This window comes from Pseudomonas sp. KH_024_B2 (assembly GCF_057839965.1).
In genome coordinates, this window is the sequence record NZ_CM174502.1 from 707,501 (window position 1) to 733,456 (window position 25,956).

The 25,956-nt window shown below is 59.2% G+C and carries 15 protein-coding genes and 2 rRNA genes (1 of these 17 running past the window's edge); 10 read left to right on the forward strand and 7 right to left on the reverse strand.

From position 1 onward, the window contains the following. The 5 genes from AC3I0A_RS03260 to recD all read left to right on the forward strand — a co-directional run. Positions 1–2,081: ribosomal RNA gene (locus AC3I0A_RS03260) — 23S ribosomal RNA — on the forward strand; it begins 811 nt to the left of the window's first position. A 150-nt stretch (positions 2,082–2,231) separates the two neighbouring features. Next, positions 2,232–2,347, forward strand: a 5S ribosomal RNA gene (gene rrf / locus AC3I0A_RS03265). A 146-nt stretch (positions 2,348–2,493) separates the two neighbouring features. Then, positions 2,494–5,946 (forward strand): exodeoxyribonuclease V subunit gamma, encoded by a 3,453-nt coding sequence (gene recC / locus AC3I0A_RS03270; RefSeq protein ID WP_489376217.1) that lies wholly within the window; start codon positions 2,494–2,496, stop codon positions 5,944–5,946. Continuing rightward, positions 5,943–9,635: an exodeoxyribonuclease V subunit beta gene (recB, locus tag AC3I0A_RS03275; RefSeq protein WP_489376218.1), complete on the forward strand. Its 3,693-nt coding sequence runs from the start codon at positions 5,943–5,945 to the stop codon at positions 9,633–9,635. Before recC ends, recB begins: the two co-directional genes overlap by 4 nt. Continuing rightward, positions 9,632–11,716 carry an exodeoxyribonuclease V subunit alpha gene (gene recD / locus AC3I0A_RS03280; RefSeq protein ID WP_489376219.1) on the forward strand — a complete coding sequence of 695 codons (2,085 nt, stop codon included), beginning with the start codon at positions 9,632–9,634 and terminating at the stop codon, positions 11,714–11,716. The genes recB and recD overlap by 4 nt, the downstream gene beginning before the upstream one ends. A gap of 179 nt (positions 11,717–11,895) precedes the next feature. Here the strand turns inward: recD and AC3I0A_RS03285 are convergent, their stop codons facing one another. The 4 genes from AC3I0A_RS03285 to AC3I0A_RS03300 form a co-directional block, all read right to left on the reverse strand. Further along, entirely contained in the window at positions 11,896–13,437 is a 1,542-nt protein-coding gene (locus AC3I0A_RS03285) for an amino acid ABC transporter permease/ATP-binding protein (protein ID WP_489376220.1), read from the reverse strand. A gap of 125 nt (positions 13,438–13,562) precedes the next feature. Further along, complete coding sequence (locus tag AC3I0A_RS03290) at positions 13,563–14,360, reverse strand: ABC transporter substrate-binding protein (protein WP_489376221.1); 798 nt, start codon at positions 14,358–14,360, stop codon at positions 13,563–13,565. A 45-nt stretch (positions 14,361–14,405) separates the two neighbouring features. Next, a complete protein-coding gene (locus AC3I0A_RS03295; RefSeq protein ID WP_489376222.1) occupies positions 14,406–15,464 on the reverse strand; it encodes an isopenicillin N synthase family dioxygenase in 1,059 nt (352 codons plus the stop codon). A gap of 12 nt (positions 15,465–15,476) precedes the next feature. Next, positions 15,477–16,328, reverse strand: a complete 852-nt coding sequence (locus tag AC3I0A_RS03300; protein ID WP_489376223.1) for a sugar phosphate isomerase/epimerase family protein — start codon at positions 16,326–16,328, stop codon at positions 15,477–15,479. Positions 16,329–16,789: 461 nt separating this feature from the next. Between AC3I0A_RS03300 and dgcN the strand changes: the two genes are divergently transcribed. After that, complete coding sequence (dgcN, locus tag AC3I0A_RS03305; protein ID WP_489376224.1) at positions 16,790–18,058, forward strand: diguanylate cyclase DgcN/YfiN; 1,269 nt, start codon at positions 16,790–16,792, stop codon at positions 18,056–18,058. Positions 18,059–18,102: 44 nt separating this feature from the next. On the opposite strand, the gene AC3I0A_RS03310 is transcribed toward dgcN, so the two are convergent. After that, entirely contained in the window at positions 18,103–19,050 is a 948-nt protein-coding gene (locus AC3I0A_RS03310) for a LysR family transcriptional regulator (RefSeq protein ID WP_489376225.1), read from the reverse strand. 155 nt (positions 19,051–19,205) lie between these two features. Here AC3I0A_RS03310 and AC3I0A_RS03315 point away from each other — a divergent pair, with 155 nt between their 5' ends. Both AC3I0A_RS03315 and mmsB read left to right on the forward strand, forming a co-directional pair. Beyond that, positions 19,206–20,732 carry a CoA-acylating methylmalonate-semialdehyde dehydrogenase gene (locus AC3I0A_RS03315; protein ID WP_489376226.1) on the forward strand — a complete coding sequence of 509 codons (1,527 nt, stop codon included), beginning with the start codon at positions 19,206–19,208 and terminating at the stop codon, positions 20,730–20,732. A gap of 14 nt (positions 20,733–20,746) precedes the next feature. Further along, the gene (gene mmsB, locus AC3I0A_RS03320) at positions 20,747–21,634 is read left to right on the forward strand and encodes a 3-hydroxyisobutyrate dehydrogenase (protein WP_489376227.1); all 888 of its coding nucleotides are present in this window, start codon (positions 20,747–20,749) and stop codon (positions 21,632–21,634) included. Positions 21,635–21,812: 178 nt separating this feature from the next. Here the strand turns inward: mmsB and AC3I0A_RS03325 are convergent, their stop codons facing one another. Beyond that, positions 21,813–22,157 (reverse strand): cupin domain-containing protein, encoded by a 345-nt coding sequence (locus AC3I0A_RS03325; protein WP_158830155.1) that lies wholly within the window; start codon positions 22,155–22,157, stop codon positions 21,813–21,815. A 300-nt stretch (positions 22,158–22,457) separates the two neighbouring features. On the opposite strand from AC3I0A_RS03325, the gene kynB reads away from it, so the two are divergent. Together kynB and kynA are read left to right on the forward strand one after the other, a co-directional pair. Further along, entirely contained in the window at positions 22,458–23,123 is a 666-nt protein-coding gene (kynB, locus tag AC3I0A_RS03330) for an arylformamidase (RefSeq protein WP_489376228.1), read from the forward strand. Further along, positions 23,120–23,974, forward strand: coding sequence for a tryptophan 2,3-dioxygenase (kynA, locus tag AC3I0A_RS03335; RefSeq protein ID WP_489376229.1), 855 nt, complete (start codon positions 23,120–23,122; stop codon positions 23,972–23,974). The genes kynB and kynA overlap by 4 nt, the downstream gene beginning before the upstream one ends. A gap of 67 nt (positions 23,975–24,041) precedes the next feature. Here kynA and AC3I0A_RS03340 read toward each other — a convergent pair whose 3' ends face one another. After that, entirely contained in the window at positions 24,042–25,445 is a 1,404-nt protein-coding gene (locus AC3I0A_RS03340) for an amino acid permease (protein WP_489376230.1), read from the reverse strand. Positions 25,446–25,956 lie beyond the last annotated feature (511 nt).

Genomic DNA, 25,956 nt, shown 5'->3' on the forward strand with positions numbered 1-25,956 from the left:
AGCTATTTAGGTAGCGCCTCATGTATCACTGTAGGGGGTAGAGCACTGTTTCGGCTAGGGGGTCATCCCGACTTACCAAACCGATGCAAACTCCGAATACCTACAAGTGCCGAGCATGGGAGACACACGGCGGGTGCTAACGTCCGTCGTGAAAAGGGAAACAACCCAGACCGTCAGCTAAGGTCCCAAAGTTATGGTTAAGTGGGAAACGATGTGGGAAGGCTTAGACAGCTAGGAGGTTGGCTTAGAAGCAGCCACCCTTTAAAGAAAGCGTAATAGCTCACTAGTCGAGTCGGCCTGCGCGGAAGATGTAACGGGGCTCAAACCATACACCGAAGCTACGGGTATCACTTAGGTGATGCGGTAGAGGAGCGTTCTGTAAGCCTGTGAAGGTGAGTTGAGAAGCTTGCTGGAGGTATCAGAAGTGCGAATGCTGACATGAGTAACGATAATGGGTGTGAAAAACACCCACGCCGAAAGACCAAGGTTTCCTGCGCAACGTTAATCGACGCAGGGTTAGTCGGTCCCTAAGGCGAGGCTGAAAAGCGTAGTCGATGGAAAACAGGTTAATATTCCTGTACTTCTGGTTATTGCGATGGAGGGACGGAGAAGGCTAGGCCAGCTTGGCGTTGGTTGTCCAAGTTTAAGGTGGTAGGCTGAGATCTTAGGTAAATCCGGGATCTTAAGGCCGAGAGCTGATGACGAGTGTACCTTTGGTACACGAAGTGGTTGATGCCATGCTTCCAAGAAAAGCTTCTAAGCTTCAGGTAACCAGGAACCGTACCCCAAACCGACACAGGTGGTTGGGTAGAGAATACCAAGGCGCTTGAGAGAACTCGGGTGAAGGAACTAGGCAAAATGGCACCGTAACTTCGGGAGAAGGTGCGCCGGTGAGGGTGAAGGACTTGCTCCGTAAGCTCATGCCGGTCGAAGATACCAGGCCGCTGCGACTGTTTATTAAAAACACAGCACTCTGCAAACACGAAAGTGGACGTATAGGGTGTGACGCCTGCCCGGTGCCGGAAGGTTAATTGATGGGGTTAGCTAACGCGAAGCTCTTGATCGAAGCCCCGGTAAACGGCGGCCGTAACTATAACGGTCCTAAGGTAGCGAAATTCCTTGTCGGGTAAGTTCCGACCTGCACGAATGGCGTAACGATGGCGGCGCTGTCTCCACCCGAGACTCAGTGAAATTGAAATCGCTGTGAAGATGCAGTGTATCCGCGGCTAGACGGAAAGACCCCGTGAACCTTTACTATAGCTTTGCACTGGACTTTGAATTTGCTTGTGTAGGATAGGTGGGAGGCTTTGAAGCGTGGACGCCAGTTCGCGTGGAGCCAACCTTGAAATACCACCCTGGCAACTTTGAGGTTCTAACTCAGGTCCGTTATCCGGATCGAGGACAGTGTATGGTGGGTAGTTTGACTGGGGCGGTCTCCTCCTAAAGAGTAACGGAGGAGTACGAAGGTGCGCTCAGACCGGTCGGAAATCGGTCGTAGAGTATAAAGGCAAAAGCGCGCTTGACTGCGAGACAGACACGTCGAGCAGGTACGAAAGTAGGTCTTAGTGATCCGGTGGTTCTGTATGGAAGGGCCATCGCTCAACGGATAAAAGGTACTCCGGGGATAACAGGCTGATACCGCCCAAGAGTTCATATCGACGGCGGTGTTTGGCACCTCGATGTCGGCTCATCACATCCTGGGGCTGAAGCCGGTCCCAAGGGTATGGCTGTTCGCCATTTAAAGTGGTACGCGAGCTGGGTTTAGAACGTCGTGAGACAGTTCGGTCCCTATCTGCCGTGGACGTTTGAGATTTGAGAGGGGCTGCTCCTAGTACGAGAGGACCGGAGTGGACGAACCTCTGGTGTTCCGGTTGTCACGCCAGTGGCATTGCCGGGTAGCTATGTTCGGAATAGATAACCGCTGAAAGCATCTAAGCGGGAAACTAGCCTCAAGATGAGATCTCACTGGGACCTTGAGTCCCCTGAAGGGCCGTCGAAGACTACGACGTTGATAGGTTGGGTGTGTAAGCGCTGTGAGGCGTTGAGCTAACCAATACTAATTGCCCGTGAGGCTTGACCATATAACACCCAAGCAATTTGCTGATCCGAAAGGGCGCCAGATTGCGGTGTGTGAAGACGCAACAGTCGAAAGTTCGCAACACACAAATCTATCGCATACCCATTCGCTGGAGCGTGAACTCAACTGAGTAAACGAGCCGGCTACCGAATTTCTTGACGACCATAGAGCATTGGAACCACCTGATCCCATCCCGAACTCAGCAGTGAAACGATGCATCGCCGATGGTAGTGTGGGGTTTCCCCATGTGAGAGTAGGTCATCGTCAAGATTAACTTCCGAAACCCCTATCTGCGTATGCAGGTAGGGGTTTTGTTTTTGCGCGCGATTTTGTAAGGGCAGCCTGTCGACGCTCCTACAGCCGTCCGACAATGCTAAGGTTCGGCCCTAGCTTTTGCATTTTCCAAGGAAGCCTTTATGCCGGACGCGACGTCCCTCAGTGCTGGTTTTATGGTGGTTCACGGTAACCGTCTGGACGAGTTGCGTAGTCTTGTAGTCAGCTGGATGCGGCGCTATCCACTTGCCCCCCTGGAAAATGAAATCGCCCTGGTGCAGAGCAACGGTATTGCCCAATGGCTGAAGCTCGCATTGGCTGAAGACCCGGAAGATGACGATATGGGCGGCTGCGGAATAGCCGCCGCCATCGATGTGCAGTTGCCCGGCAGCTTTATGTGGCAGCTCTATCGTATGGTTTTGGGTCGTGATGAAATCCCGGCCAAATCCCTGCTGGATAAAGCCCCGCTGACCTGGCGCTTGATGCGCTTGTTGCCCGAGCTGATTGATCAGCCGCACTTCGAACCGCTGCAACGCTTCCTCACCCATGACACTGATCTGCGTAAACGCTATCAATTGGCCGAGCGCCTGGCGGATCTGTTCGACCAATATCAGGTCTATCGAGCTGACTGGCTGGAAGACTGGGCGGCAGCTCGTCATCAACTGCGCAATGGCCGAGGCGAAGCCAAGGCGCTGACGTCCGCAAATTGCTGGCAGGCGGAGTTGTGGCGCGCGTTGCTGCTGGATGTGGGTGAGCAAGGCATGGCGCAAAGTCGTGCCGGAGTTCATCAACGTTTCATTGAGCGAATCAACAGCCTGGAGACGGCTCCAAAAGGATTACCCTCCCGAGTGATCGTTTTCGGCATTTCTTCGTTGCCGGCCCAGGCCCTGGAAGCGCTCGCCGGATTGGCGCGTTTCAGTCAGGTTCTGCTCTGCGTGCACAACCCATGTCGTCACCATTGGGCGGACATCGTCGCCGATAAAGACCTGTTACGGCACCAATACAAGCGTCAGGCGCGCAAGGCCGGAATGCCCGTGGCGCTCGATCCGCAAACCCTGCATCAACACGCGCATCCGTTGCTGGCGGCCTGGGGCAAACAGGGTCGTGACTACATCAATCTGCTCGACAGCTATGACGATCCCAACAGCTACCGCTCGGCCTTTCGTGATGGGCGGATCGATCTGTTCAGCGAAAGCCAGCCGCAGAATATGCTCAACCAGTTGCAGGACGACATTCTCGAGCTGCGTCCCCTGAATGAAACCCGCGAACTCTGGCCCGCCGTTGATCTTGCCCAAGACCCGTCGATCCGTTTTCACATCGCCCACAGCGCTCAGCGTGAGGTAGAAATCCTTCACGACCAATTGCTCTCGCGCTTCAGCGCCGATCCACAATTACGCCCTCGCGATGTGATTGTGATGGTCCCTGATATCGACAGTTATGCACCGCATATCCGTGCCGTATTCGGTCAACTAGAGCGAGATGACCGGCGCTTCGTTCCCTTCACGCTGGCTGACCAGGGTCAGCGTGGCCGCGATCCACTGCTGATCGCCGTGGAACATCTGCTCAAACTGCCTGACAGTCGTTTCCCGGTCAGCGAGATTCTCGATCTGCTGGATGTTCCGGCCTTGCGTGCTCGATTCGGCGTGGAAGAACGCGACCTGCCAACCTTGCATCGCTGGATTGAAGGCGCCGGTATTCGCTGGGGCATGAACGCTGAGCAGCGGGCCGGACTGGGTCTGCCGGATGCTTTGGAGCAGAACAGTTGGCGTTTCGGCCTACGGCGGATGCTGCTCGGTTATGCCGTAGGCAGTGGCGCTGCCTGTGACGGCATTGAACCCTATGATGAAATCGGTGGTCTGGACGCGGCGTTGATCGGTCCATTGGTGGCATTGCTCGATGCATTGCAGATCGCCCACCGAGAGCTCACACAGCCCGCATCGCCGAAAAACTGGGGTGAACGCTTGCAAGCATTGGTGCAGCTGTTCTTCCTGGCCAGTAATGAGCATGACGACTACCTCCTGGCCCAGCTCGAAGAGTTGCGCGAGAGCTGGCTGGAAACCTGCGAGTCGGTAGGCTTGCAGGATGAATTACCGCTGACCGTAGTCCGCGAGGCTTGGCTGGCGGGTCTCGATCAGGGCCGCTTGTCGCAACGCTTTCTGGCTGGTGCGGTGAACTTCTGCACCTTGATGCCGATGCGCGCCATTCCTTTCAAACTGGTCTGCCTGCTTGGCATGAATGACGGTGACTATCCGCGCGCGCAACCGCCGCTGGACTTCGACCTGATGGGCAGTGATTACCGTCCCGGCGACCGTTCGCGACGTGAGGACGACCGTTATCTGCTGCTCGAAGCCTTGCTCTCGGCACGCGATCAGCTCTACATCAGTTGGGTCGGCCGCAGCATTCGCGACAACAGCGAGCGTCCGGCGTCGGTATTGATCGGCCAGTTGCGCGATCATCTGGCCAGCGGTTGGCGACTGGCGAATGACGATGAATCGCTTCTTGAGGCAATGACCCAGGAGCATCCACTGCAACCCTTCAGCGCACGCTATTTCCATGAAGGCGACGAGTTGTTCAGTTATGCCCGTGAGTGGCAGTTGCTGCACCAGACTCACGAAAAAGCCGCCGAGCTTGCAGCGCTAGCGCCCTACATTCAGGAAGAGCCGCTGAGCCTGAGTCAGTTGCAGGACTTTCTGCGAAACCCGGTGCGACATTTCTTCAGTCAACGGCTCAAAGTGTTTTTCGAGGCCGCCGAGGCACCTTTGGCGGATGAGGAGCCCTTTGTCCTCGATGCGCTACAGCGCTACAGCCTGAGCGACAGTCTGCTCGAAGCGGCCCTTGTCCATCCGGATCAAGCCGACCAGGCCCTGGCGGCTCAAGCTAAACGCCTGCAGGGCAGCGGTCTATTGCCCATGGCCGGTTTTGGTGAGCGCTTGCAGCAGGAGTTGATCGAGCCGCTGCCGGACTTGCTCCTGCGTTATCAGCAGTTGTTGGCTCTATGGCCAACACCACTCAACAGCGCCTTGCCGGTGAGTCTTGAGCAGCACGGTATCAGCCTCGAAGGCTGGCTCAGTGGTCTGCATCAGCGCAGCGATGGTGGATTGTTGTCCGTGACTACGATTCCCAACAGCATTGGTTCGATCAAGACCCGCAAATGGCATCGACTGACCCGGCCGTGGGTCAATCATCTGGCGGCTTGCGGGAGCGGGTTATCGATGACCACGGCGCTGGTGGCCAGTGACGACACTTTGCTGCTGGCTCCCATAACGCAGAGCGCAGCTCTTCAAGCCTTGGGCGATCTGTTGCAGGCCCGGCAAACCGGCATGCGTCAGCCATTGCCGGTTGCGGTGAAGACCGCCTTCGCCTGGCTGGGTCAGAACGATATGGTCAAAGCCGAAGCGGCCGCGCGTAAAGCCTATGAAGGCGACGGTCAGACCAGCGACGGTGAACGTCGCGAGAGTCCGGCATTGGCCCGGCAATTCCCTGATTACAACGCACTCGTCGCCGACGAAACCTTCGCCGATTGGTGCGACGCTCTTTATCGCCCACTGCTTGAGGCTCCGTGGCGATCATTGGCCAACGAGGAGGCTCGCCCATGACGACGAAGACACCTCTGGCGCTGGCTTTCCCCCTGCGCGGCAGCCAACTGATCGAAGCCAGCGCCGGGACCGGCAAGACCTTCACCATCTCGGCACTCTACCTACGGTTGGTGCTCGGTCACGGCGGCGAGGCCAGCGGTTTTGGCCGCGAGTTGCTGCCGCCGCAGATTCTGGTGGTGACCTTTACCGACGCGGCGACCAAAGAACTGCGTGAGCGTATCCGCACCCGTCTAGCCGAAGCTGCGCGGTTCTTCCGTGACGAAACGCCGGCACCGGATGACCTGATCGCCGAGTTGCGCGAGCAGTACAGCCCTGAGCAATGGTCGGCTTGCGCCAATCGGCTGGATATCGCCGCGCAATGGATGGACGAAGCGGCCGTTTCGACGATCCACAGTTGGTGTCAGCGGATGTTGCGCGAGCACGCCTTCGACAGCGGCAGCCTGTTTACCCAGACCCTTGAAACCGACCACAGCGATTTGCTCGGTGAAGTGCTGCGCGATTACTGGCGGCTGTTTTGCTACCCGATGCAGGGCGATGCGCTGAGCTGGGTTCGGACTAATTGGGGTGGCCCGGCCGCCTTGTTGCCGCGAGTGCGAGCCTTGTTCGCCAGTGAACGAGGCCTTGATGATGGAAAAGAGCCGGCCGAACTGATCGACGCCTGCCTGCAAGAGCGGCGCAAGGCGCTGCTGCAACTGAAGACGCCATGGCTGCGATGGGCGGCCGAGTTGCGGGATATCTGCCTGCAAGCGGTCGCTGACAAAACCGTCGATGGACGCAAGATGCAGGCGCGTTACTTCGAGCCCTGGTTCGAAAAAATCAGCGCCTGGGCCGAAGACGATTCTCAGGAGCAGCTGGATATCGGTACTGGCTTCAGTCGTCTGACACCGGACGGCATGGCCGAAGCCTGGAAAGGCCAGGCACCGAGCCATCCGGGACTGGACGCCATGCCCGGCCTGAAAGCCAGTCTGGATGCCTTGCCAACCCCGGATGCCGCGGTCCTGCAACATGCTGCCCGGTGGGTGGGGACGCGCTTCGAAGAAGAAAAGCGTCGCCGCGCCGAGATGGGTTTCGACGACATGCTGCTGCGGCTCGACGCGGCGCTGCAAGCTGACGGTGGCGAGCGTCTGGCGACCTTGATTCGCGAGCAATTCCCGGTCGCGTTGATTGACGAATTCCAGGACACCGACCCGGTGCAGTACCGGATCTTCGAAAGTATTTACTGCATCGAAGACAACAATCCCGAAAGCGGTCTGTTCCTGATCGGCGACCCTAAGCAGGCGATCTACGCCTTCCGTGGTGCCGATATTTACACCTATTTGCGCGCGCGTCAGGCCACCAGTGGACGACTGCATACCCTGGGCACCAACTTCCGTTCCAGCCATGGAATGGTCAGCGCGGTGAACCACGTGTTCGAGCGCGCCGAGTCCCGTGAGCTTGGGCGTGGTGCGTTTCTGTTCCGGGAAAAGACTGGCGAGAACCCGGTACCCTTTCTGCCCGTAGCTTCTTCGGGCCGCAAAGAAGTTTTGCAGGTCGATGGTCGGTCGGTGCCTGCGCTGAATATCTGGCAGTTGTCCACTGAGCAGCCGCTGTCCGGCGTGGTTTACCGGCAACAACTGGCCGCCGCCTGCGCCAGTGAAATCGTCGCGCTGCTCAATGGCGGTCAGCAGGGCCGCGCAGGATTCGTTCGAGGCGACAAGGATTTGCGTGGCCTGCTGCCGGCCGATATCGCGATTCTGGTGCGCGACGGCAAAGAGGCCCAGGCGGTGCGCGGTGAGCTGTCCGCCCGAGGGGTGCGCAGCGTTTACCTGTCGGACAAGGATTCGGTGTTCGCCGCTCAAGAAGCCCATGACCTGTTGGCCTGGCTGAAGGCTTGTGCCGAACCGGATGTCGAGCGGCCGTTACGTGCCGCGCTGGCCTGTATCACGCTGAACCTGCCGCTGGCTGAACTGGAACGCTTGAATCAGGACGAACTGGCCTGGGAGGCGCGGGTCATGCAGTTCCGCGGTTATCGGCTGATCTGGCGCAGCCAGGGTGTGTTGCCGATGCTGCGCCGTCTGCTGCATGACTTCCAGTTGCCTCAGGCGTTGATTGCTCGCAGCGATGGCGAGCGGGTGTTGACCAATCTGCTGCACCTGTCCGAGTTGTTGCAACAAGCCGCCGCCGAACTGGATGGCGAGCAAGCCTTGATCCGGCATTTGGCCGAGCATCTGGCGTTGTCCGGTCAGGCCGGTGAAGAACAGATTCTGCGGCTGGAAAGTGATGAGCAACTGGTCAAAGTGGTGACCATCCACAAGTCCAAAGGCCTGGAATACCCGCTGGTGTTCCTGCCGTTCATCTGCTCGGCAAAACCGGTGGATGGCAGTCGCCTGCCGCTGCATTACCACGACGCAGCGGGCAAGGCGCAAGTATCGTTGAAGCCCACTGCCGAGCTGATCGCCCAGGCCGATGACGAGCGTCTGGCGGAAGACCTGCGGTTGCTCTACGTGGCGCTGACCCGCGCGCAACATGCCTGCTGGTTGGGTGTCACCGATCTCAAGCGCGGCAATAACAACGGTTCGGTCCTGCACCTCTCGGCGTTGGGTTATCTGCTGGGTGGCGGCCTGCCTTTGACTGAGTCGGCCGGTCTGAGCCGCTGGCTGGAAGATCTGCAGCACGGCTGCGAGGCGCTGAACTGCAGCGAAATGCCCGAAGCCTGCGAGACCCGATTCAACCCGCCGCGCAACGAAGCGATCCTGCTCGCGCCGCTGCTTCCCAAGCGCAAGGCGGCCGAGAACTGGTGGATTGCCTCTTACAGCGCCTTGCGCATCGGCGAGAGCATGAGCGCCGGCAGCGACGAAGCGCCGGAAAGCCCGCAGGCGCAAAAGCTTTTTGACGATGAGCGACTCGACCCTGACGCACCTCGAGAAATGCTCGCCAGCGGTGGCGATATCCACCGTTTCCCCCGTGGACCGAACCCGGGGACCTTTCTCCACGGCCTGCTGGAGTGGGCCGGTAACGAAGGTTTTACTGCCGATCGGCAAAGCGTCGAAGACGCCATCGCCAGGCGCTGCAACCGTCGTGGCTGGGAAGGCTGGATCGGCACGTTGAGCGACTGGTTGCTGCATCTGCTGCAAGCACCACTGCGTATCGGCGCAGGGCAGCCGCCGGTGGTATTCGAGCAGCTGAGCCAGCACCGGGTCGAGATGGAATTCTGGTTCGCCAGCCATAAAGTCGATGTGCTGAAACTCGATGAACTGGTGCGCCAACATACCCACAACGGTGTTGCCCGGGTGGCGGCTGAGCCGGTGTTGCTCAATGGCATGTTCAAGGGCTTTATCGACCTGACGTTCGAACACCAGGGGCGCTATTACGTCGCTGACTACAAATCCAACTGGCTGGGCGTCGATGACCTTGCCTACACCGAGCAGGCGATGGAACAGTCGATTCTCGACAACCGCTATGACCTGCAATACGTGTTGTACCTGCTAGCCCTGCATCGCCAACTCAAGGCACGGCTCGCCGATTACGATTACGACCGGCACATGGGCGGGGCGCTGTATCTGTTTTTACGCGGTACTCAGGCAGCGAGCCAAGGTGTGTATTTCACCCGTCCGCCGCGGGAGTTGATCGAGCGTCTGGATCGGCTGTTCCAGGGCAAAGCGGAACAACCCAAGGCCGAGCCTGCCTGGGAACAGGGAGTATTGCTATGAATCGTTCCTTTGCCGACCTGTTGCCGAGGTCTTTGGCCGCTGAAAGCCTGGCCGATCTGGCACCGCTGAGTCGAGCCGAAGACCTGCTGCTGTTGCTGGAACGCTGGGTTGAACGCAGTTGGCTGAGGGCGCTGGACAAGGCCTTTGTCGCCTTCCTTCACGAACTGGAACCCCAGGGCGACCCGCTGGTGTTGCTGGCGGCGGCGTTGACCAGTCATCAACTGGGTCACGGCCACGTTTGCCTGGATCTGTTCGAGACCCTCAAGGAGCCGGACTTCGCGTTGTCGCTGCCGCCGGAAGGGGATGTGCAGAGCGGTTCCATGCTGTTGCCTTCGCAACTGCTCGAAGCGCTGGACGGCGCGCACTGGTGCAAAGTGCTGGCGTCCAGCCGATTGGTGGCGCTGGCCGTCGATGACAGTCACGACGCGCTGCAGCGGCCGTTGGTGTTGTCCGGCAAGCGTTTGTACTTGCGGCGTTACTGGACTTACGAACGGCGCATCGATAACGCACTGCGCCAGCGGCTCGCGGCCCACGAAGTAACGCCCGATGATCTGTCCGAACGCTTGAGTGGTTTGTTCGGTGTGGCGAAGAGCGGGGCGCCGATCGATTGGCAGAAGCTCGCCTGCGCGCTGGCTACTCGCGGTGCCTTCAGCATCGTCACCGGCGGACCGGGTACCGGCAAGACCACCACCGTGGTGCGTCTGCTGGCGCTGTTGCAGGCGCCGGCCGTGGAGTCCGGCAAACCATTGAGAATCCGTCTCGCGGCACCGACCGGCAAGGCCGCCGCACGACTGACCGAATCCATCAGCCAACAGGTCCGAACGCTGGCAGTGGCTGACAACGTGCGGGACAAGATCCCCTCCGAAGTCACCACCGTGCACCGCTTGCTTGGCAGCCGACCGGGCACCCGTCACTTCCGTCACCACGCGGGTAATCGTTTGCCGCTGGATGTGTTGGTGGTCGACGAAGCCTCGATGATCGACCTGGAGATGATGGCCAACCTGCTCGATGCCTTGCCGGTCCATGCCCGGCTGGTATTGCTTGGCGACAAGGACCAGCTGGCCTCGGTGGAGGCCGGTGCGGTACTCGGTGATTTGTGCCGCGATGCCGAGGCCGGTTGGTACAGCCCGCAGACTCGTGACTGGCTGGAGGCGATCAGCGGTGAACAGCTGAGTGCCAGTGGCTTGCATGAAGACACCGAGGGCGTTCACCCCTTGGCCCAGCAAGTGGTGATGTTGCGCCACTCGCGGCGCTTCGGTGAGGGCAGCGGTATCGGCCAGCTGGCTCGTTGGGTCAATCAGCAGCAGGCCGACGAGGCGCGCAAACTGCTGGCCGTTCGCACCCATGCCGATTTGTTTTCGCTGGCGCTCAAGGGGGAGCAGGACCACGCTCTGGAGCGACTATTGCTGGAAGGGCACGGCGACGGCCCGCTGGGTTATCGGCATTATTTGAGCCTTCTGCGCCGTCAGCGCCCGGCAGTCGACACCGCGCTCGAGGATCCACGCTGGACCGAATGGGCGCGCGACGTATTGCAAGCTTTCGATGCGTTCCAGTTGCTCTGTGCGGTGCGCAAGGGCCCTTGGGGTGTCGAGGGCTTGAATCTACGCATCACCAGCGCGCTGCTCAAGGCCCGGCTGATCGACAGCGATCAGCAATGGTACGAAGGTCGTCCGGTGCTGATGACCCGCAACGATTACGGCCTGGGCTTGATGAACGGCGACATCGGCATCGCCCTGAAACTGCCGGAACGCGACGACCCGCAGGCTCGCCAGGTACTGCGCGTGGCGTTCCCGCGCAACGATGGTCAGGGCGGGGTGCGCTTTGTGTTGCCCAGCCGGCTCAATGACGTGGAAACCGTGTACGCCATGACCGTGCACAAATCCCAGGGTTCTGAATTCGCCCATACCGCATTGATCCTTCCGGATGCCCTGAACCCGGTGCTGACCAAGGAGCTGATCTACACCGGGATTACCCGGGCCAAGGACTGGTTCAGCCTGATCGAACCAAGGCCCGGCGTGTTCGAAGAGGCGGTGCGGCGCAAGGTCAAACGCTTGAGCGGGTTGATGCTGGAACTGGGGTGATATTGGGGGCGGGCGCATTACCTTGTGGCGAGGGAGCTTGCTCCCGCTGGGGCGCGCAGCGGCCCTAAAATCAGTCACCGCGAGTACTCAGATAGAACGCAGGTGCCGGTTTTACGACTGCTGCGCAGCCGAGCGGGAGCAAGCTCCCTCGCCACAAGGTGGGTCTTCGACTCTATCTTCTACACCACCGCCGCCATTGGTCTTTCGGCGTGAGAGGGCAGACCCATAAAGCGTCGGACCCGCTCCCCGGCCCGCTCATTGCGTATGGCGTGCGGGCTTGCATCCAGTTGAATATGCCCGCCTTCCATGAAAATGACCCGATCGGAAATCGACATCGCGAAGTCCATCTCGTGGGTCACGATCAGCATGGTCATGCCTTCCTTCGCCAAATCGCGGATCACGTTCAATACGTCGCCTACCAGCTCCGGATCGAGGGCTGAAGTCGGTTCGTCGAACAGCATGATCTGTGGCTCCATGGCCAAGGCTCGGGCAATCGCTACCCGTTGCTGCTGGCCGCCGGAAAGCTGATGCGGGTATTTGTGCGCGTGGGCCAGCAAGCCGACTTTATCCAGCAGCGCATAGGCGCGTTGTTCACTCAAGGGTTTGGCGCGGCCGTGGAAGCGTGGTGCCAGGGTGATGTTGTCGAGAATGCAGCGATGGGGAAACAGGTTGAAGCTCTGGAAGACCATTCCGATGTGCCGGACACCTTGACGGATCTTCGCGCTGTTGAGGTTGTTGCTGGCGTTGATGAAGCTTTCGCCGAACAGCATGATCTCGCCTTGATCAATGCTCTCAAGACCGTTGATGGTCCGAATCAACGACGTCTTGCCCGACCCGGAAGGACCGATGATGGAAACCACCTGGCCGCTGTTGATCTTCAGGTCGATGCCCTTGAGCACCTCATGGTCGCCGTAACTTTTATGAATGTCCTGCAAGTGCAGGATCGAGTCCGCTGCGGAGTTGGTTTGCGTGCGAGTCTGAGTGACCTGCGACGAGATGAGCGACTTGAGTTCAGCCACGGCGTTGTCGTCGAGGGTTTTCGGCTTGCGCTGGTTCAAGTCCAGCGAGTGTTCCAGGCGCTGCAACAGCCAGCCGAACACGCTGACGATCAGCACGTAATACACCGCCACCGCGGCCAGGGTTTCCATCACCAGGAAGTTCTGGGCGTAGAGACGCTGGCCCTCGGTGAGCAGTTCGGTCAGGGAAATCACCGAGATCAGCGACGTCAGTTTCACCACGGTGATGTATTCGTTGATCAGCGTTGGCAAAGAAATACGAAAGGCCTGGGGAATCACGATCAGCCGTTGCAATCCGAGTAGCCCGATACCCAAGGCACGTCCGGCTTCTTTCTGACCCTTGGCGACCGAGATCAGGCCGCCGCGATGGATTTCCGCCATGTACGCCGCTTCAGTCACCACCAAAGCGAACAGCCCGGAATAGAACGGGTTGGAAAGCACGGAGCCGGTGACCGGGAAGAGCTGTGGCAGGTTGTAGACGAAGACCACCAGCACCAGCAGCGGAATGCTGCGGAAAAACCAGATATAAACCGCCGCCGGTGTCCTGATCCAGGCGGCGCTGGACAGTTTGGCCGACGCCAGCAAGAAGCCCAGCAGCATGCCGATGAACCAGGCCAGCGCGCTGAGTTCAATCACCGTGACGCAGGCATGCCAGAAGCTCGGAACCGAGAACAGGGAAAAGAAGTAGGACCAATCGAATTGCATAAATACCTCGAACCGCTTTATGTCGCTGAAATCATGATGAGCGCTGCATCCATACGCGACCCGACTCGATCGCGGGCAAACCGTACTCCCACAGGCTGTGGGGACGGGATTGCCCGCGAGGCTCTTCAGTCAGCCACTGGTTCCAGGTTGTACTTGCTCAGGATCGCCGCGTATTCACCGCTCTTCTTGCTTTGCGCGAAGGCTTCCAGCAGTGCCTGATAGGTGGCGTCGTTGCCTTTCTTGACGAAGATGCCGAGGGTCTGCTGATAGATCAGGTGTTTGGTCGTCACCACCACACGACCATTGGTGCGTTCGGCGATCAGCTTCGCCGCGCCGGCGATTTCCACCTGGGCCTGGATGTTTTTCGAGAGCAATGCCTGGGTCACTTCCGGAGCTGACGGGTATTCGCTGACACTGATCGCACCCTTGTTGTTCGGCACGCAGTATTCGCTCGAGAGCTTTTGCAACTGGCTGACCCAGGTGGTGCCCTGTTCCAGTCCGACTTTCAGGCCGCAGAGGTCTTCCGGGGTTTGCGGATTCAGACCGCTGTCTTTCGGTGTCATGATCGCTGCGCCGGTTTTCGCGTAGGCAATGGTCATGGCCTGAGTCTGGCGCTCCGGGGTGATGTACATGCCGGAGATGATTGCGTCATAACGCCCGGCATTCAGGCCGAGGATCAGACTGGGGAATTTGGTGTCGACGAACTCTGCCTTCGCTTGCAGGTGTTTGGCCAGGGCATGACCGAGCTCCGGGTCGGAGCCGACGACGTTTTTCTCGGCATCGTAGGACTCGAAGGGCGGGTAGGTGATTTCCATGCCGATCTTCAACTGGCCCGGTGTGGCGGTGTTGGCCAGGCTGGCGGTGGCGCAGAGCAGGCCGGCGGCGAGCAGGGTCAGGCGCGATGCGGTGTTGTTAGTGAGCATGTTCAAAGACTCCAAGGTAGGAACGTAGTGGCCGACGACAGGGTTTCAGGAAGGCTGCGCCTGGTTTTTCAAATGTCCGAAGCTCGATGGCTTGCGGGCCTTTTCTGGAAGCCGGATTTCGCCGGTTTCGACCCGCTTGCGCAGGTATTGGTAAGTCTGCAAAGCCTGGCCATACATGTGTTCACCGATGGCGATTTGTTCATATTCGTGCCCGGCTTTGGCAAAGCTCGGTAGTGGCTTGATCTGGGTGTGGAAGTCGCAGGCGTAGAACAACGGGAAGGAGTAGCGCTCTTCACTCACTGCGCGCACACGGTGAGCGGTAGCCACGAACGTGCCCGCGGTCATGACTTCGAGCATGTCGCCGATGTTCACCACGAAAGCGTCCGGAATGGGCGGCGCATCGATCCATTGGCCGAGGTTGTTCATCACCTCCAGACCCGGTTTGTCTGCCAGCAAAATGGTGAAGCACTCATAGTCGGTGTGCGCACCGATGCCGGGTGCATCCTGGACCCTGTCGTCGAAGGGGTAGTGGATCAGCCGCAGCTTCGAGGGCGGTCGGGTGACCATGCTGTCGAAATAGTCTTCCTCCAGGCCCAATGCCAGGGCGAAGCCACCGAACAGTCGTCGACCGAGGGCGAAGATCGCCGCGTAGTAGGCCTGTACCGCTTCCTTGAACCCTGGCAGCACTGGCCATTCGTTCGGCCCGAGCAGCGGGGTGTTGGCCAGTACCAGCGGGTCGTTTGCCGGAACTTCGAAGCCGATATCGAAGGCTTCCTTGTGATCCGGTTTGCCCTTGGCGTAAACCTCTTCGCCTTCCGGGACAAAACCTTTATGGGTCTTCGAGGTGCCGATGTAGTGCTGCATCTTGGTGTCGAAGGGCTGTGCGAAATAATCCTTTGCCGCCTGGCGCAAATTGGCGATCAGCTGCGGCTCGATGCCGTGGCTGGTGATGTAGAGAAAGCCGACGTCACTGGCGGCCGCGCCCAACTGCTCGGCGACGGCCAGGCGATGCTCCCGTTCGATGCTGAACAGACCGGCGATATCCACCACCGGAATGCTGTTGAAGTTGGCTTGGGCCGCGCTGTTATTGATCTGCTCGGGCATAACGCAAAAACCTCACTGGAAGGTTGAGTGGTTGAAGCGATCGAAGTGTTCGCGCTCGGTCCTGGCCATCCAGATATTCAGCGACCACAAATCGGCGACCGGCACATTGGTGAAGGGCAGGTGATGCAAATAGCCGTCGGCGCCGAACTCTGGCGTCAGGGTGCTGACCTGATAGCCGCGAGCTTGTTGGGAGCGCCAAATGGCTTCCCAGTGCTGTTGATGGAAGGCCAGTTCCCGGGCGTATTCCGGCGCGGCGGGATGGGGAACCTGCGGGCCCTGGTCATAACCGACCCGGGCCTGGATATGGTGCACGCGCTCGACGAAGGCGCTGAGGTCATCCGCCGGGTCATTCAACAAGCGCTCGCAAGTGACGACCCAATGGCTGATATCGCTGGTGAACAGCAAGTCGGGCAGTTGCCGGATCAGCTCAAGGGTCAGCCAGGGATTGAACAGTGAGCGCGAACGGTGGGTTTCGAAGCTGCAGACTTGCCCGTGTTTGCGTGCCAGCGTCATGGCCTGGCCGAAGAACTCTACCTGCTGCGCCATTGGCCAGCGGTCATTGCCGGCCAGAACATTGACGAAGCGAGGATTGAGCTCGGCGGCCCAGGCGAGTTTTTTGTCCAGGTCAAGGAGGTGTTCGGCGGGCGGCGCGGATTGGTCCGGCAACACGTCATAGGCGGTAAAAACCGTGCTGATGTACCCCAGTCGATTGGCCCGTAGAAAGGCGCCGAACTCGGCTCGCTCGCGGGCTTGCAGCGGCAGGCGGGCCTCCATGCCGTCGAAGCCGGCTTGCAGTAACTCATCGAGTGCCTGAGCCTTGCTCGCGGTATAGCCCCAGAGGGTACGGAATATTTCCAGTTTCATCGGTGAACCTCCACGATTCCTTCAACTACTCAAGGCTCGACGGCGGTACATGACCGAGTCGGGCTGTTATGGCAGTAGTAAAAGGTTTTCATGAGCCGGATCTCTGGGGATCCGTTCTCACTGCATCGTTGTCAATTTTTATTGTTATTAGGGCCGCTTGGGCCACAGGTCACGCTGGCACCGATGGTAGGCAGGAAGCGACGCAGGGAAGAATAGGAAAGCTCAAATCGTTACTTCATGTTTCTCTAAACAATTAGGCACCTATCGATGAGCGCTGTTTCGTGAAGGTTTCACCGGCTGTGCTACCGTTTCCGCACCGCCCTGACGATTGAAGAGAATCCCTGCATGGACGTGGCCGTCTCGACGACAAAGCGCATTTTTGGCTGGAAGCAATTACTGCTGTCCACCATCCTCTGTCTGTTGACCTCTCTCCCTTTCGCCCAACCGGAAGCGCCGGTCCCATGAAGCTCTTGCGCCAGCACAGTCATCCCACACTGCACTCGGTCATCGGCCGCGGGCATTGGATCGTCGCGTTGGTAGTGGTGGCCCTGGCCAGCATTTCCTTGACCCTGCTCGGTGCCCTGGCCTTGCGCGTCTATGCCGATCACAACCTGCATCTGATTGCCCGCTCGATCAACTACACCGTGGAAGCAGCAGTGGTGTTTGACGACAAGGTCGCGGCGACTGAAGCTCTGGCGTTGATCGCCTCCATGGAAGAGGTGGCAGACGCCCAGGTTTTCGGCGCGAACGGGCGGATGCTGGCGCGTTGGCAGCGACCGGAAACCGGGTTGCTCTCCGAGTTGGAAATGCAGATTGCCCGGGTCTTTCTGGAAAAACCGATCACCCTGCCGATCCTCCATCAAGGTCAGGAAGTCGGCAGCATTCTGCTCACTGGTCACGGCGGTAGCCTGTTGCGTTTTCTGCTCCGTGGTCTGGCCGGCATTGTGTTGTGCACGGCTGTGAGTGCCTGGGTTGCCCTGTCTCTGGCACGACGTCAGCTTCGAGGAATCACTGGCCCGCTGCGCAGTCTGGCCAGCGTGGCCCACGCCGCGCGTAGCGAGCGAGCCTTCGATCGGCGTGTGCCGCCGGCCGAGATTGCCGAGCTGGACAATCTGGGTAACGACTTCAATGCCTTGCTCGATGAAATGGAAGCCTGGCAGACGCACCTGCAAAGCGAAAACGAGACGTTGGTCCACCAGGCCAGTCATGACAGCCTCACCGGCCTGCCAAACCGGGCGTTTTTCGAAGGCCGGCTGATCCGCGCGTTGCGCAGTGCGACCAAACTCGATGAGCGGGTCGCGGTGTTGTTTCTCGACAGTGACCGGTTCAAGGGCATCAACGATAGTTTTGGCCACGCGGCCGGTGATGCGGTTCTGGTTGCCGTCGCGACCCGGGTCAGAGCGCAGTTGCGCGAAGATGACCTGGTCGCGCGTCTGGGCGGTGACAAGTTCGCCATCCTGCTGACGCCCCTGCACGAGCACGAGGATGCCGAGCGCATTGCCGAGAAGATCATTGCCAGCATGGACCTGCCGATCCAGTTGCCGGGCAGTACCTCGGTCCTGACTTCACTCAGTATCGGGATTGCCATCTATCCCGATCATGGCACTACCCCAGGCGCCCTGCTCGATGCCGCCGATGCGGCGATGTACCAGGCCAAACGCTTTTCCAAAGGCGGGCAGTACACCGCGGGGTCGGAGCACCCTGTGGCCCATGTTCAAACCAGGAGCTGAATCCACACCGAAAACCGCCGAGTGTCGATTGTGGTGAGCGCGGGCTAGTCCGCGAACAGCATCGAGCGGGTTTCCCCCATCAATAAACGCTGATTCTGCTCGGTCACACTGCGGATGTAATCCCACAACAGAGTGATCCGCTTGAGCTTGCGCAGATCCTCCCGGCAGTACATCCAGAATTGCCGGGTGATGTTGATTTCTTCCGGCAGCACTGGCAGCAGGCGCGGATCCTGTGCGGCAAGAAAGCACGGCAGGATCGCCAGCGAGCGCCCCTGCTGCGCGGCGACGTACTGGGCGATCACGCTGGTGCTGCGCAGATTGGCGCTGGCGCCGGGCAACACGTTGGCCAGGTAAAGCAGCTCCGAGCTGAATGCCAGATCGTCGACATAACTGATGAACTGGTGTTTGCCCAAGTCTGCCGGGCGGTGGATCGGTGGGTGTTGGTCGAGATAATCCTGGGTCGCGTACAGCTGCAAACGGTAGTCGCAGAGTTTGCAGCACACGTACGGGCCGTGTTCCGGGCGTTCCAGAGCGATGACGATGTCCGCCTCGCGCTTGGACAGGCTGATGAAGTGCGGCAGCGGCAGGATATCCACCGAGATCGCCGGGTAGGTGTCGACGAAGTGGCTCAGCTGCGGGGTGATAAAGAAACTGCCGAACCCTTCGGTGCAGCCCATGCGCACATGACCCGACAGCGCCACGCCGGAGCCCGAAACCTGCTCACAGGCCATGTGCAGGGTGCTTTCGATCGACTCGGCATAGCCCAGCAAGCGCTGACCTTCGGCGGTCAGAACGAAGCCGTTGGTCCGCGATTTTTCAAACAGCAGAGTCCCCAGCGCACCTTCCAGCGAACTGATGCGCCGCGACACGGTGGTGTAGTCCACTGCCAGGCGCTTGGCGGCGGTGCTGGCCTTGCGTGTACGGGCGACCTCGAGGAAAAACTTGAGGTCGTCCCAGTTCAATGAGCTTAAAGACGTGATGTTTTTTTGCATGTTGGACCGGCTTTTATGTGCGTTTTTATTAGAAGTTTGCACATCTATACTCCAAAAACAGTCCGACAACCAAACACGCTTCATCTCAAGGCGACATCACGCCTTGGCTCTCTGCATCACCACTCTCTTCAATAACAAGAAGCCCGGAGACCATCATGAACGTATCGCTTACGCCGACCGACACCACGCTGCAACGGGTCAAATTGCTGATCGACGGCGAATGGGTCGAGTCGCAGACCACCGAGTGGCACGACATCGTCAACCCGGCCACCCAGCAAGTGCTGGCCAAGGTCCCGTTCGCTACCGCCGCTGAAGTCGATGCCGCCATCAGCGCCGCCCATCGCGCCTTCCAGACCTGGAAGCTGACGCCGATTGGCGCGCGGATGCGCATCATGCTCAAGCTTCAGGCGTTGATTCGTGAACACTCCAAACGTATTGCGGTAGTCCTTAGCGCCGAGCAGGGCAAGACCATCGCCGATGCCGAAGGTGACATTTTCCGCGGTCTGGAAGTGGTCGAGCACGCGTGCTCCATCGGCAGCCTGCAGATGGGCGAGTTCGCCGAGAACGTCGCCGGTGGCGTCGACACCTACACCCTGCGTCAGCCAATCGGTGTGTGTGCCGGGATTACCCCGTTCAACTTCCCGGCGATGATTCCGCTGTGGATGTTCCCGATGGCTATCGCCTGCGGCAACACCTTCGTCCTCAAGCCTTCCGAGCAGGACCCGATGTCGACCATGCTGCTGGTGGAACTGGCAATCGAGGCCGGGGTTCCACCGGGCGTGCTCAACGTGGTGCACGGCGGCAAGGAGGTGGTAGATGCACTGTGCACCCACAAGGACATCAAAGCCGTGTCGTTCGTCGGTTCGACGGCGGTCGGTACTCATGTCTACGATCTGGCCGGCAAACACGGCAAGCGCGTGCAATCGATGATGGGCGCGAAGAACCACGCGGTGGTGCTGCCCGATGCCAACCGCGAACAAGCCCTCAACGCCTTGGTCGGTGCCGGTTTCGGTGCGGCGGGTCAGCGTTGCATGGCCACCTCGGTGGTGGTGATGGTGGGCGCGGCCAAGCAATGGCTGCCGGACCTCAAGGCGCTGGCGCAGAAACTCAAAGTGAATGCCGGCAGCGAGCCGGGCACCGATGTCGGCCCGGTGATTTCCAAAAAGGCCAAGGAGCGCGTTCTGGGCCTGATCGAAAGCGGCATCAAGGAAGGCGCGAAGCTGGAACTCGATGGCCGCGATATCAAGGTTCCGGGTTTCGAGCAGGGCAACTTCATTGGCCCGACCCTGTTCTCCGGCGTGACCCCCGAGATGCAGATCTACACCCAGGAAATCTTCGGCCCGGTGCTGGTGGTAATGGAAGTCGATACCCTTGATCAGGCCATCGCTCTGGTCAACAGCAACCCGTTCGGCAACGGCACCGGTCTGTTCACCCAGAGCGGCGCTGCCGCACGTAAATTCCAGAACGAGATCGATGTCGGCCAGGTCGGGATCAACATCCCGATTCCAGTGCCGGTTCCGTTCTTCAGCTTTACCGGTTCGCGTGGTTCCAAGCTCGGTGACCTCGGCCCGTACGGCAAACAAGTGGTTCAGTTCTACACTCAGACCAAGACGGTCACCAGTCGCTGGTTCGACGATGACAGCGTGAACGATGGCGTGAACACCACCATTCACTTGCGCTGATCGAGGAGAAGAACATGAAAATCGCATTTATCGGTCTGGGCAACATGGGCGCCCCGATGGCGCGCAACCTGCTCAAGGCCGGCCACGCTCTGAATCTGTTTGACCTGAATCAGACCGTGCTCGCCGAACTGGCTCTGCTTGGTGGCACCATCAGCACTTCACCTCGTGAAGCAGCCCAAGGCAGTGAACTGGTCATTACCATGTTGCCGGCCGCCGCCCATGTGCGCAGTGTCTGGCTGGGTGAAGACGGTGTGCTGGCCGGGATCGCCAAGGGTGTGCCAGCAGTGGATTGCAGCACCATCGACCCGCAGACCGCCCGTGATGTTGCGGCGGCGGCGGCCAAGCAAGGCGTGGCGATGGCTGATGCCCCGGTCTCCGGTGGCACCGGTGGCGCCCAGGCAGGCACCCTGACCTTCATGGTCGGGGCGACGCCAGAGCTGTTCGCCACCCTGCAACCAGTGCTGGCGCAAATGGGCCGCAATATCGTTAATTGCGGTGAAGTCGGCACCGGGCAAATCGCCAAGATCTGTAACAACCTGCTGCTGGGGATTTCCATGGTCGGCGTCAGCGAAGCCATGGCCCTTGGCGACGCACTGGGGATCGACACCCAGGTGCTCGCCGGCGTCATCAACAGCTCGACCGGGCGTTGCTGGAGTTCGGAGATGTACAACCCATGGCCAGGCATCGTCGAAACGGCGCCGGCTTCACGCGGTTATACCGGCGGTTTCCATGCCGAGCTGATGCTCAAGGATCTGGGCCTGGCCACTGAAGCGGCGCGTCAGGCGCACCAACCGGTACTGCTTGGCGCAATGGCCCAGCAGTTGTATCAGGCGATGAGTCAGCGTGGGGAAGGTGACATGGACTTCTCGGCGATCATCAACAGCTATCGCAAACCCCAATAAGGGGTATGTGTAGGAGCAGCCGGTCGACGCTCGATTGCTCGCGATGGACTCAAGGGCGACGCGTTTATCCAGCAAACACGCGTCATCGTTAACGTCCATCGCGAGCAATCGAGCGTCGACCGGCTGCTCCTACAATAGGCTGCGCCAAGCCCGCTTTTCACAAATGTCCGCCAGAGAGTCAGGCGAAGACGAAATACTTGCGCACGGTCTCGACCACTTCCCAGGTGCCAGTCATCCCCGGCTCGATAACGAAAATATCACCCGCCCGCAGATGGATCGGCGCCATGCCGTCCGGGGTGATCACGCAGTAGCCTTCCTGGAAATGGCAGTATTCCCACTTCACATATTCCACACGCCATTTGCCCGGCGTGCAGATCCAGGTGCCCATGATCTTGCTGCCGTCTTCGCTGGTGTAGGCGTTGAGGTTGACGGTGTGCGGGTCGCCTTCGAGCTTTTCCCATTTGCAGGCATCGAGCACGGGCAATGGGTGGGTATCGCGAAGAACGGTAATCGGTGCGGACATGATGACTCCGAGCGTTAGGGTGAACTGAAGTCGCACCCTATAGGGCTTGGCCAGGCATCAGTTGTCTGTGCTCGACACTGAGCTATCCAGAAACGCAGCGGCCGGCATGCATTCACGCAATGCCTGGCGGATGAAAACAGGCTGTTGAGCTGCCTGCTTTTCCCGTTGAAATTTCCATCCGGTAAATTCGTGGTTTTTAGAATTTTGTGCGAAACACTTGGGCGTTCCCGAAGGTTTTCGCAAGAATATTCACAGGTATCACTCGTATCATTCACTTCGGAACAGGCCGAGAGCTTTGCAATGAAAAAAACAATATCGTGGTGGGATATCAGCCCGCCCTTGAGCACCGCAACACCTACCTGGCCGGGTGATACACCTTTTCAGGAAGAGCGCGTGTGGAAGTTCGGTCCAGAGTGTCCGGTGAATGTCGGGCGCATCACCCTGTCGCCTCACACCGGTGCCCATGTCGACGCGCCGCTGCATTACAGCGCTGATGGCGCGGCCATTGGCGACGTGTCGCTCGATGTCTATATGGGGCCTTGCCGCGTGTTGCATTGCCTGGACAGCGGCCACTTGGTGCACCCTGAGCAGCTTGAAGGTCGCTTGCAAGACCTGCCTGAACGGGTTCTGCTGCGCACCTGGCGACAAGCGCCATTGAGCTCCTGGGATCCGGATTTCACCGCAGTCGCCAAAGAAACCGTCGACCTGCTGGCGAGCCTCGGTGTGCGCTTGATCGGTATCGATACGCCGTCGCTGGACCCTCAGCAATCCAAAACCATGGATTCGCACAATGCGGTGGCCCGCCATGGCATGGCCATCCTCGAGGGCATCGTGCTCGATGACGTCCCGGAAGGGGACTATGAATTGATCGCGCTGCCGCTGCGTTTTGCCCATCTGGACGCCAGTCCGGTAAGGGCAATTTTACGTCCACTGAATAAACCGCAACTTGAGGAGCCGACTCAATGAGCCAATGCCCCTATTCACCTGCAAACCAGACGGAAGAATGGCATAACGCCGAGCTGAATTTTTCCGACTCCATGAGCTACGGCGATTACCTGGATCTGGGGCGTATTCTCAGCGCTCAGCATCCCTTGTCTCCGGACCATAACGAGATGCTGTTTATCATCCAGCATCAGACGTCAGAGCTGTGGATGAAGCTGATGCTGCACGAGCTCAAAGCTGCCCGTGAACACGTTCGGCTGGGAGAGTTGCCGCCGGCCTTCAAGATGCTGGCGCGGGTCTCGCGGATCTTTGATCAGTTGGTGCATGCCTGGACGGTGCTGGCCACCATGACCCCCACCGAGTACCACGCGATACGGCCCTTTCTGGGGCAGTCATCGGGCTTCCAGTCGTTCCAGTACCGCGAGATCGAATTCATTCTGGGCAACAAAAGCGCGACCCTGTTGCGCCCCCATGCGCATCGGCCGGAGCTGTTGCAGGAGCTTGAAAAGGCGATCGCCACTCCTTCGCTGTATGACGAGGCGATTCGCTTGATGGTCAGCGCTGGCTTGTCCATCGACCCGCAGCGTTTCGAGCGCGATCCGACCAGTCCGACGGTGCATGACGCGTCGGTCGAAGCGGCCTGGCGCGAGGTCTACACTGACCCTTCGCGTTATTGGGATCTCTATCAACTGGCGGAGAAACTCATCGACCTTGAAGACTCGTTCCGGCAATGGCGCTTCCGGCATGTCACCACGGTTGAGCGGATCATCGGCTTTCAACCAGGGACCGGTGGCACCGAAGGTGTCGGTTATCTGCGCAAGATGCTCGATACCGTGCTGTTTCCGGAATTGTGGCGAGTGCGTTCGACTCTCTGACCCGGATAAAAAAACGGCCCGGCATTCATCGAATGCCGGGCCGTTTTTGCTTGTAGCGGCTGCCGCGCTATTGAGTCACTGGCAATACCCGACCCTTGGCCACACGCATCCGGTAGAAAACGAAGATGATCAACACCCACACCGGCATGGCGAACACCGAAGCGCGTATCCCCGGAATCATCAACATCACGCAGACGATCATGGCCATGAACGCAAGGCACAGGTAGTTGCTGAAGGGAAACCAGAATGACTTGAAGCTTGGCACGATGCCTTGTTGACCCATGACTTTGCGAAACTTCAGGTGCGTCAGGCTGATCATCGCCCAGTTGATCATCAGCGAGGCGACCACCAGTGCGAACAGCAACTCCAGCGCTTCATGCGGGGCGAGGTAGTTGACCAGCACGGACAACATCGTGATCAACGCCGATACGCCCAGCGCCAGTAAAGGCACGCCCTGTTTGTTCAGTTTCATCAGCGCCTTGGGAGCGTCGCCCTGTTCGGCCAGGCCATACAGCATGCGGCTGTTGCAGTAGACGCCGCTGTTGTAGACCGAAAGCGCTGCGGTGAGCACCACGAAATTGAGGATGTGCGCTGCGGTATCGCTGCCGATCAAGGAGAAGATCTGCACGAACGGGCTGCCGCTATAGGCATCGCCGGACGCGCCCAGTGTTTGCAGCAGTTGATCCCACGGATACAGCGAAAGCAGCACGGTGAGTGCGCCGACATAGAAGATCAACACGCGATAAACCACCTGGTTGATCGCCTTGGGAATCACCTTCCGCGGTTCACTGGCTTCAGCAGCGGTGATGCCGACCAGCTCCAGGCCGCCGAAGGAGAACATGATGAACGCCATGGACATCAGCAAACCCGTGGTGCCGTTGGGGAAGAAACCGCCGTGACTCCACAGGTTACTGACCGAGGCTTGCGGGCCGCCGGTGCCGCTGAACAGCATGTAGCAGCCCAGGGCGATCATGCCGATGATCGCGACGACCTTGATGATCGCGAACCAGAACTCCATTTCGCCGAAGACTTTGACGTTCGTCATGTTGATCAGGTTGACCAGAACGAAGAACACCGCCGCGCTGACCCAGGAGGGGACTTCCGGATACCAGAACTGCACGTATTTGCCGACGGCGGTCAGCTCGGCCATGCCCACCAGCACATACAGCACCCAGTAGTTCCAGCCGGACAGAAAACCGGCATAACCGCCCCAGTACTTGTGGGCAAAGTGACTGAATGAACCCGCCACCGGCTCCTCGACGATCATCTCGCCCAGCTGACGCATGATCAGAAAGGCGATGAACCCGGCAATCGCATAGCCGAGGATCATCGACGGTCCGGCCGATTTGAGCACGCCGGCGGAGCCTAGAAATAGCCCGGTACCAATCGCTCCGCCCAATGCGATCAGCTGAATATGACGATTTTTCAGCCCCCGCTTGAGCTCGCCTTGTTGCAAGAATTCATCTGCCATCTGATTCCCTTTCTAATTGTTATGGTCAGGTTTGGTTTGAATGCGTCAGTTTATTCAATTGCCATTCGTTTTTGTACGGCTGTACTCATTAGAGAGAGTGGGGCGCACAGGGGTCTATCCGGTTTGTCGGCGAAGGCAGTCCATAAAGTTTGTTGACGGGTCAGTCAGAGAAGACAGGCCGAGCGCAACCCCTGTGGCGAGGGAGCTTGCTCCCGCTGGGCTGCGAAGCAGCCCTAAAATCTGCAACCGGGGTTTGTCAGGTAAAACATATCTGCCGGTTTTACGGCCGCTTCGCGCCCGAGCGGGAGCAAGCTCCCTCGCCACAAAGGCTCACCATTGCGATTTAACTCGGGGTAACACCCGGGCATTGCTCTGGGCAGCTACTACTCAAACTCCTGCACCCTCCGATGAACGGCTGCACCCATGTGCAGCAATCAGGTACTGTTTTGCGGGGTGTCAGTGCTGTTCGCTGGCCTCAAACCGGCTGCTTTATCCGCTGGGTAGATGATTG

Coding starts and splice junctions, on each gene's coding strand:
- dgcN (WP_489376224.1), top strand. CDS start 16,790: ATGAAGCTCTTGCGCCAGCACAGTCATCCCACACTGCACTCGGTCATC.
- AC3I0A_RS03290 (WP_489376221.1), bottom strand. CDS start 14,360: ATGCTCACTAACAACACCGCATCGCGCCTGACCCTGCTCGCCGCCGGC.
- recC (WP_489376217.1), top strand. CDS start 2,494: ATGCCGGACGCGACGTCCCTCAGTGCTGGTTTTATGGTGGTTCACGGT.
- AC3I0A_RS03285 (WP_489376220.1), bottom strand. CDS start 13,437: ATGCAATTCGATTGGTCCTACTTCTTTTCCCTGTTCTCGGTTCCGAGC.
- recB (WP_489376218.1), top strand. CDS start 5,943: ATGACGACGAAGACACCTCTGGCGCTGGCTTTCCCCCTGCGCGGCAGC.
- AC3I0A_RS03310 (WP_489376225.1), bottom strand. CDS start 19,050: ATGCAAAAAAACATCACGTCTTTAAGCTCATTGAACTGGGACGACCTC.
- AC3I0A_RS03295 (WP_489376222.1), bottom strand. CDS start 15,464: ATGCCCGAGCAGATCAATAACAGCGCGGCCCAAGCCAACTTCAACAGC.
- recD (WP_489376219.1), top strand. CDS start 9,632: ATGAATCGTTCCTTTGCCGACCTGTTGCCGAGGTCTTTGGCCGCTGAA.
- mmsB (WP_489376227.1), top strand. CDS start 20,747: ATGAAAATCGCATTTATCGGTCTGGGCAACATGGGCGCCCCGATGGCG.
- AC3I0A_RS03340 (WP_489376230.1), bottom strand. CDS start 25,445: ATGGCAGATGAATTCTTGCAACAAGGCGAGCTCAAGCGGGGGCTGAAA.
- kynA (WP_489376229.1), top strand. CDS start 23,120: ATGAGCCAATGCCCCTATTCACCTGCAAACCAGACGGAAGAATGGCAT.
- kynB (WP_489376228.1), top strand. CDS start 22,458: ATGAAAAAAACAATATCGTGGTGGGATATCAGCCCGCCCTTGAGCACC.
- AC3I0A_RS03325 (WP_158830155.1), bottom strand. CDS start 22,157: ATGTCCGCACCGATTACCGTTCTTCGCGATACCCACCCATTGCCCGTG.
- AC3I0A_RS03300 (WP_489376223.1), bottom strand. CDS start 16,328: ATGAAACTGGAAATATTCCGTACCCTCTGGGGCTATACCGCGAGCAAG.
- AC3I0A_RS03315 (WP_489376226.1), top strand. CDS start 19,206: ATGAACGTATCGCTTACGCCGACCGACACCACGCTGCAACGGGTCAAA.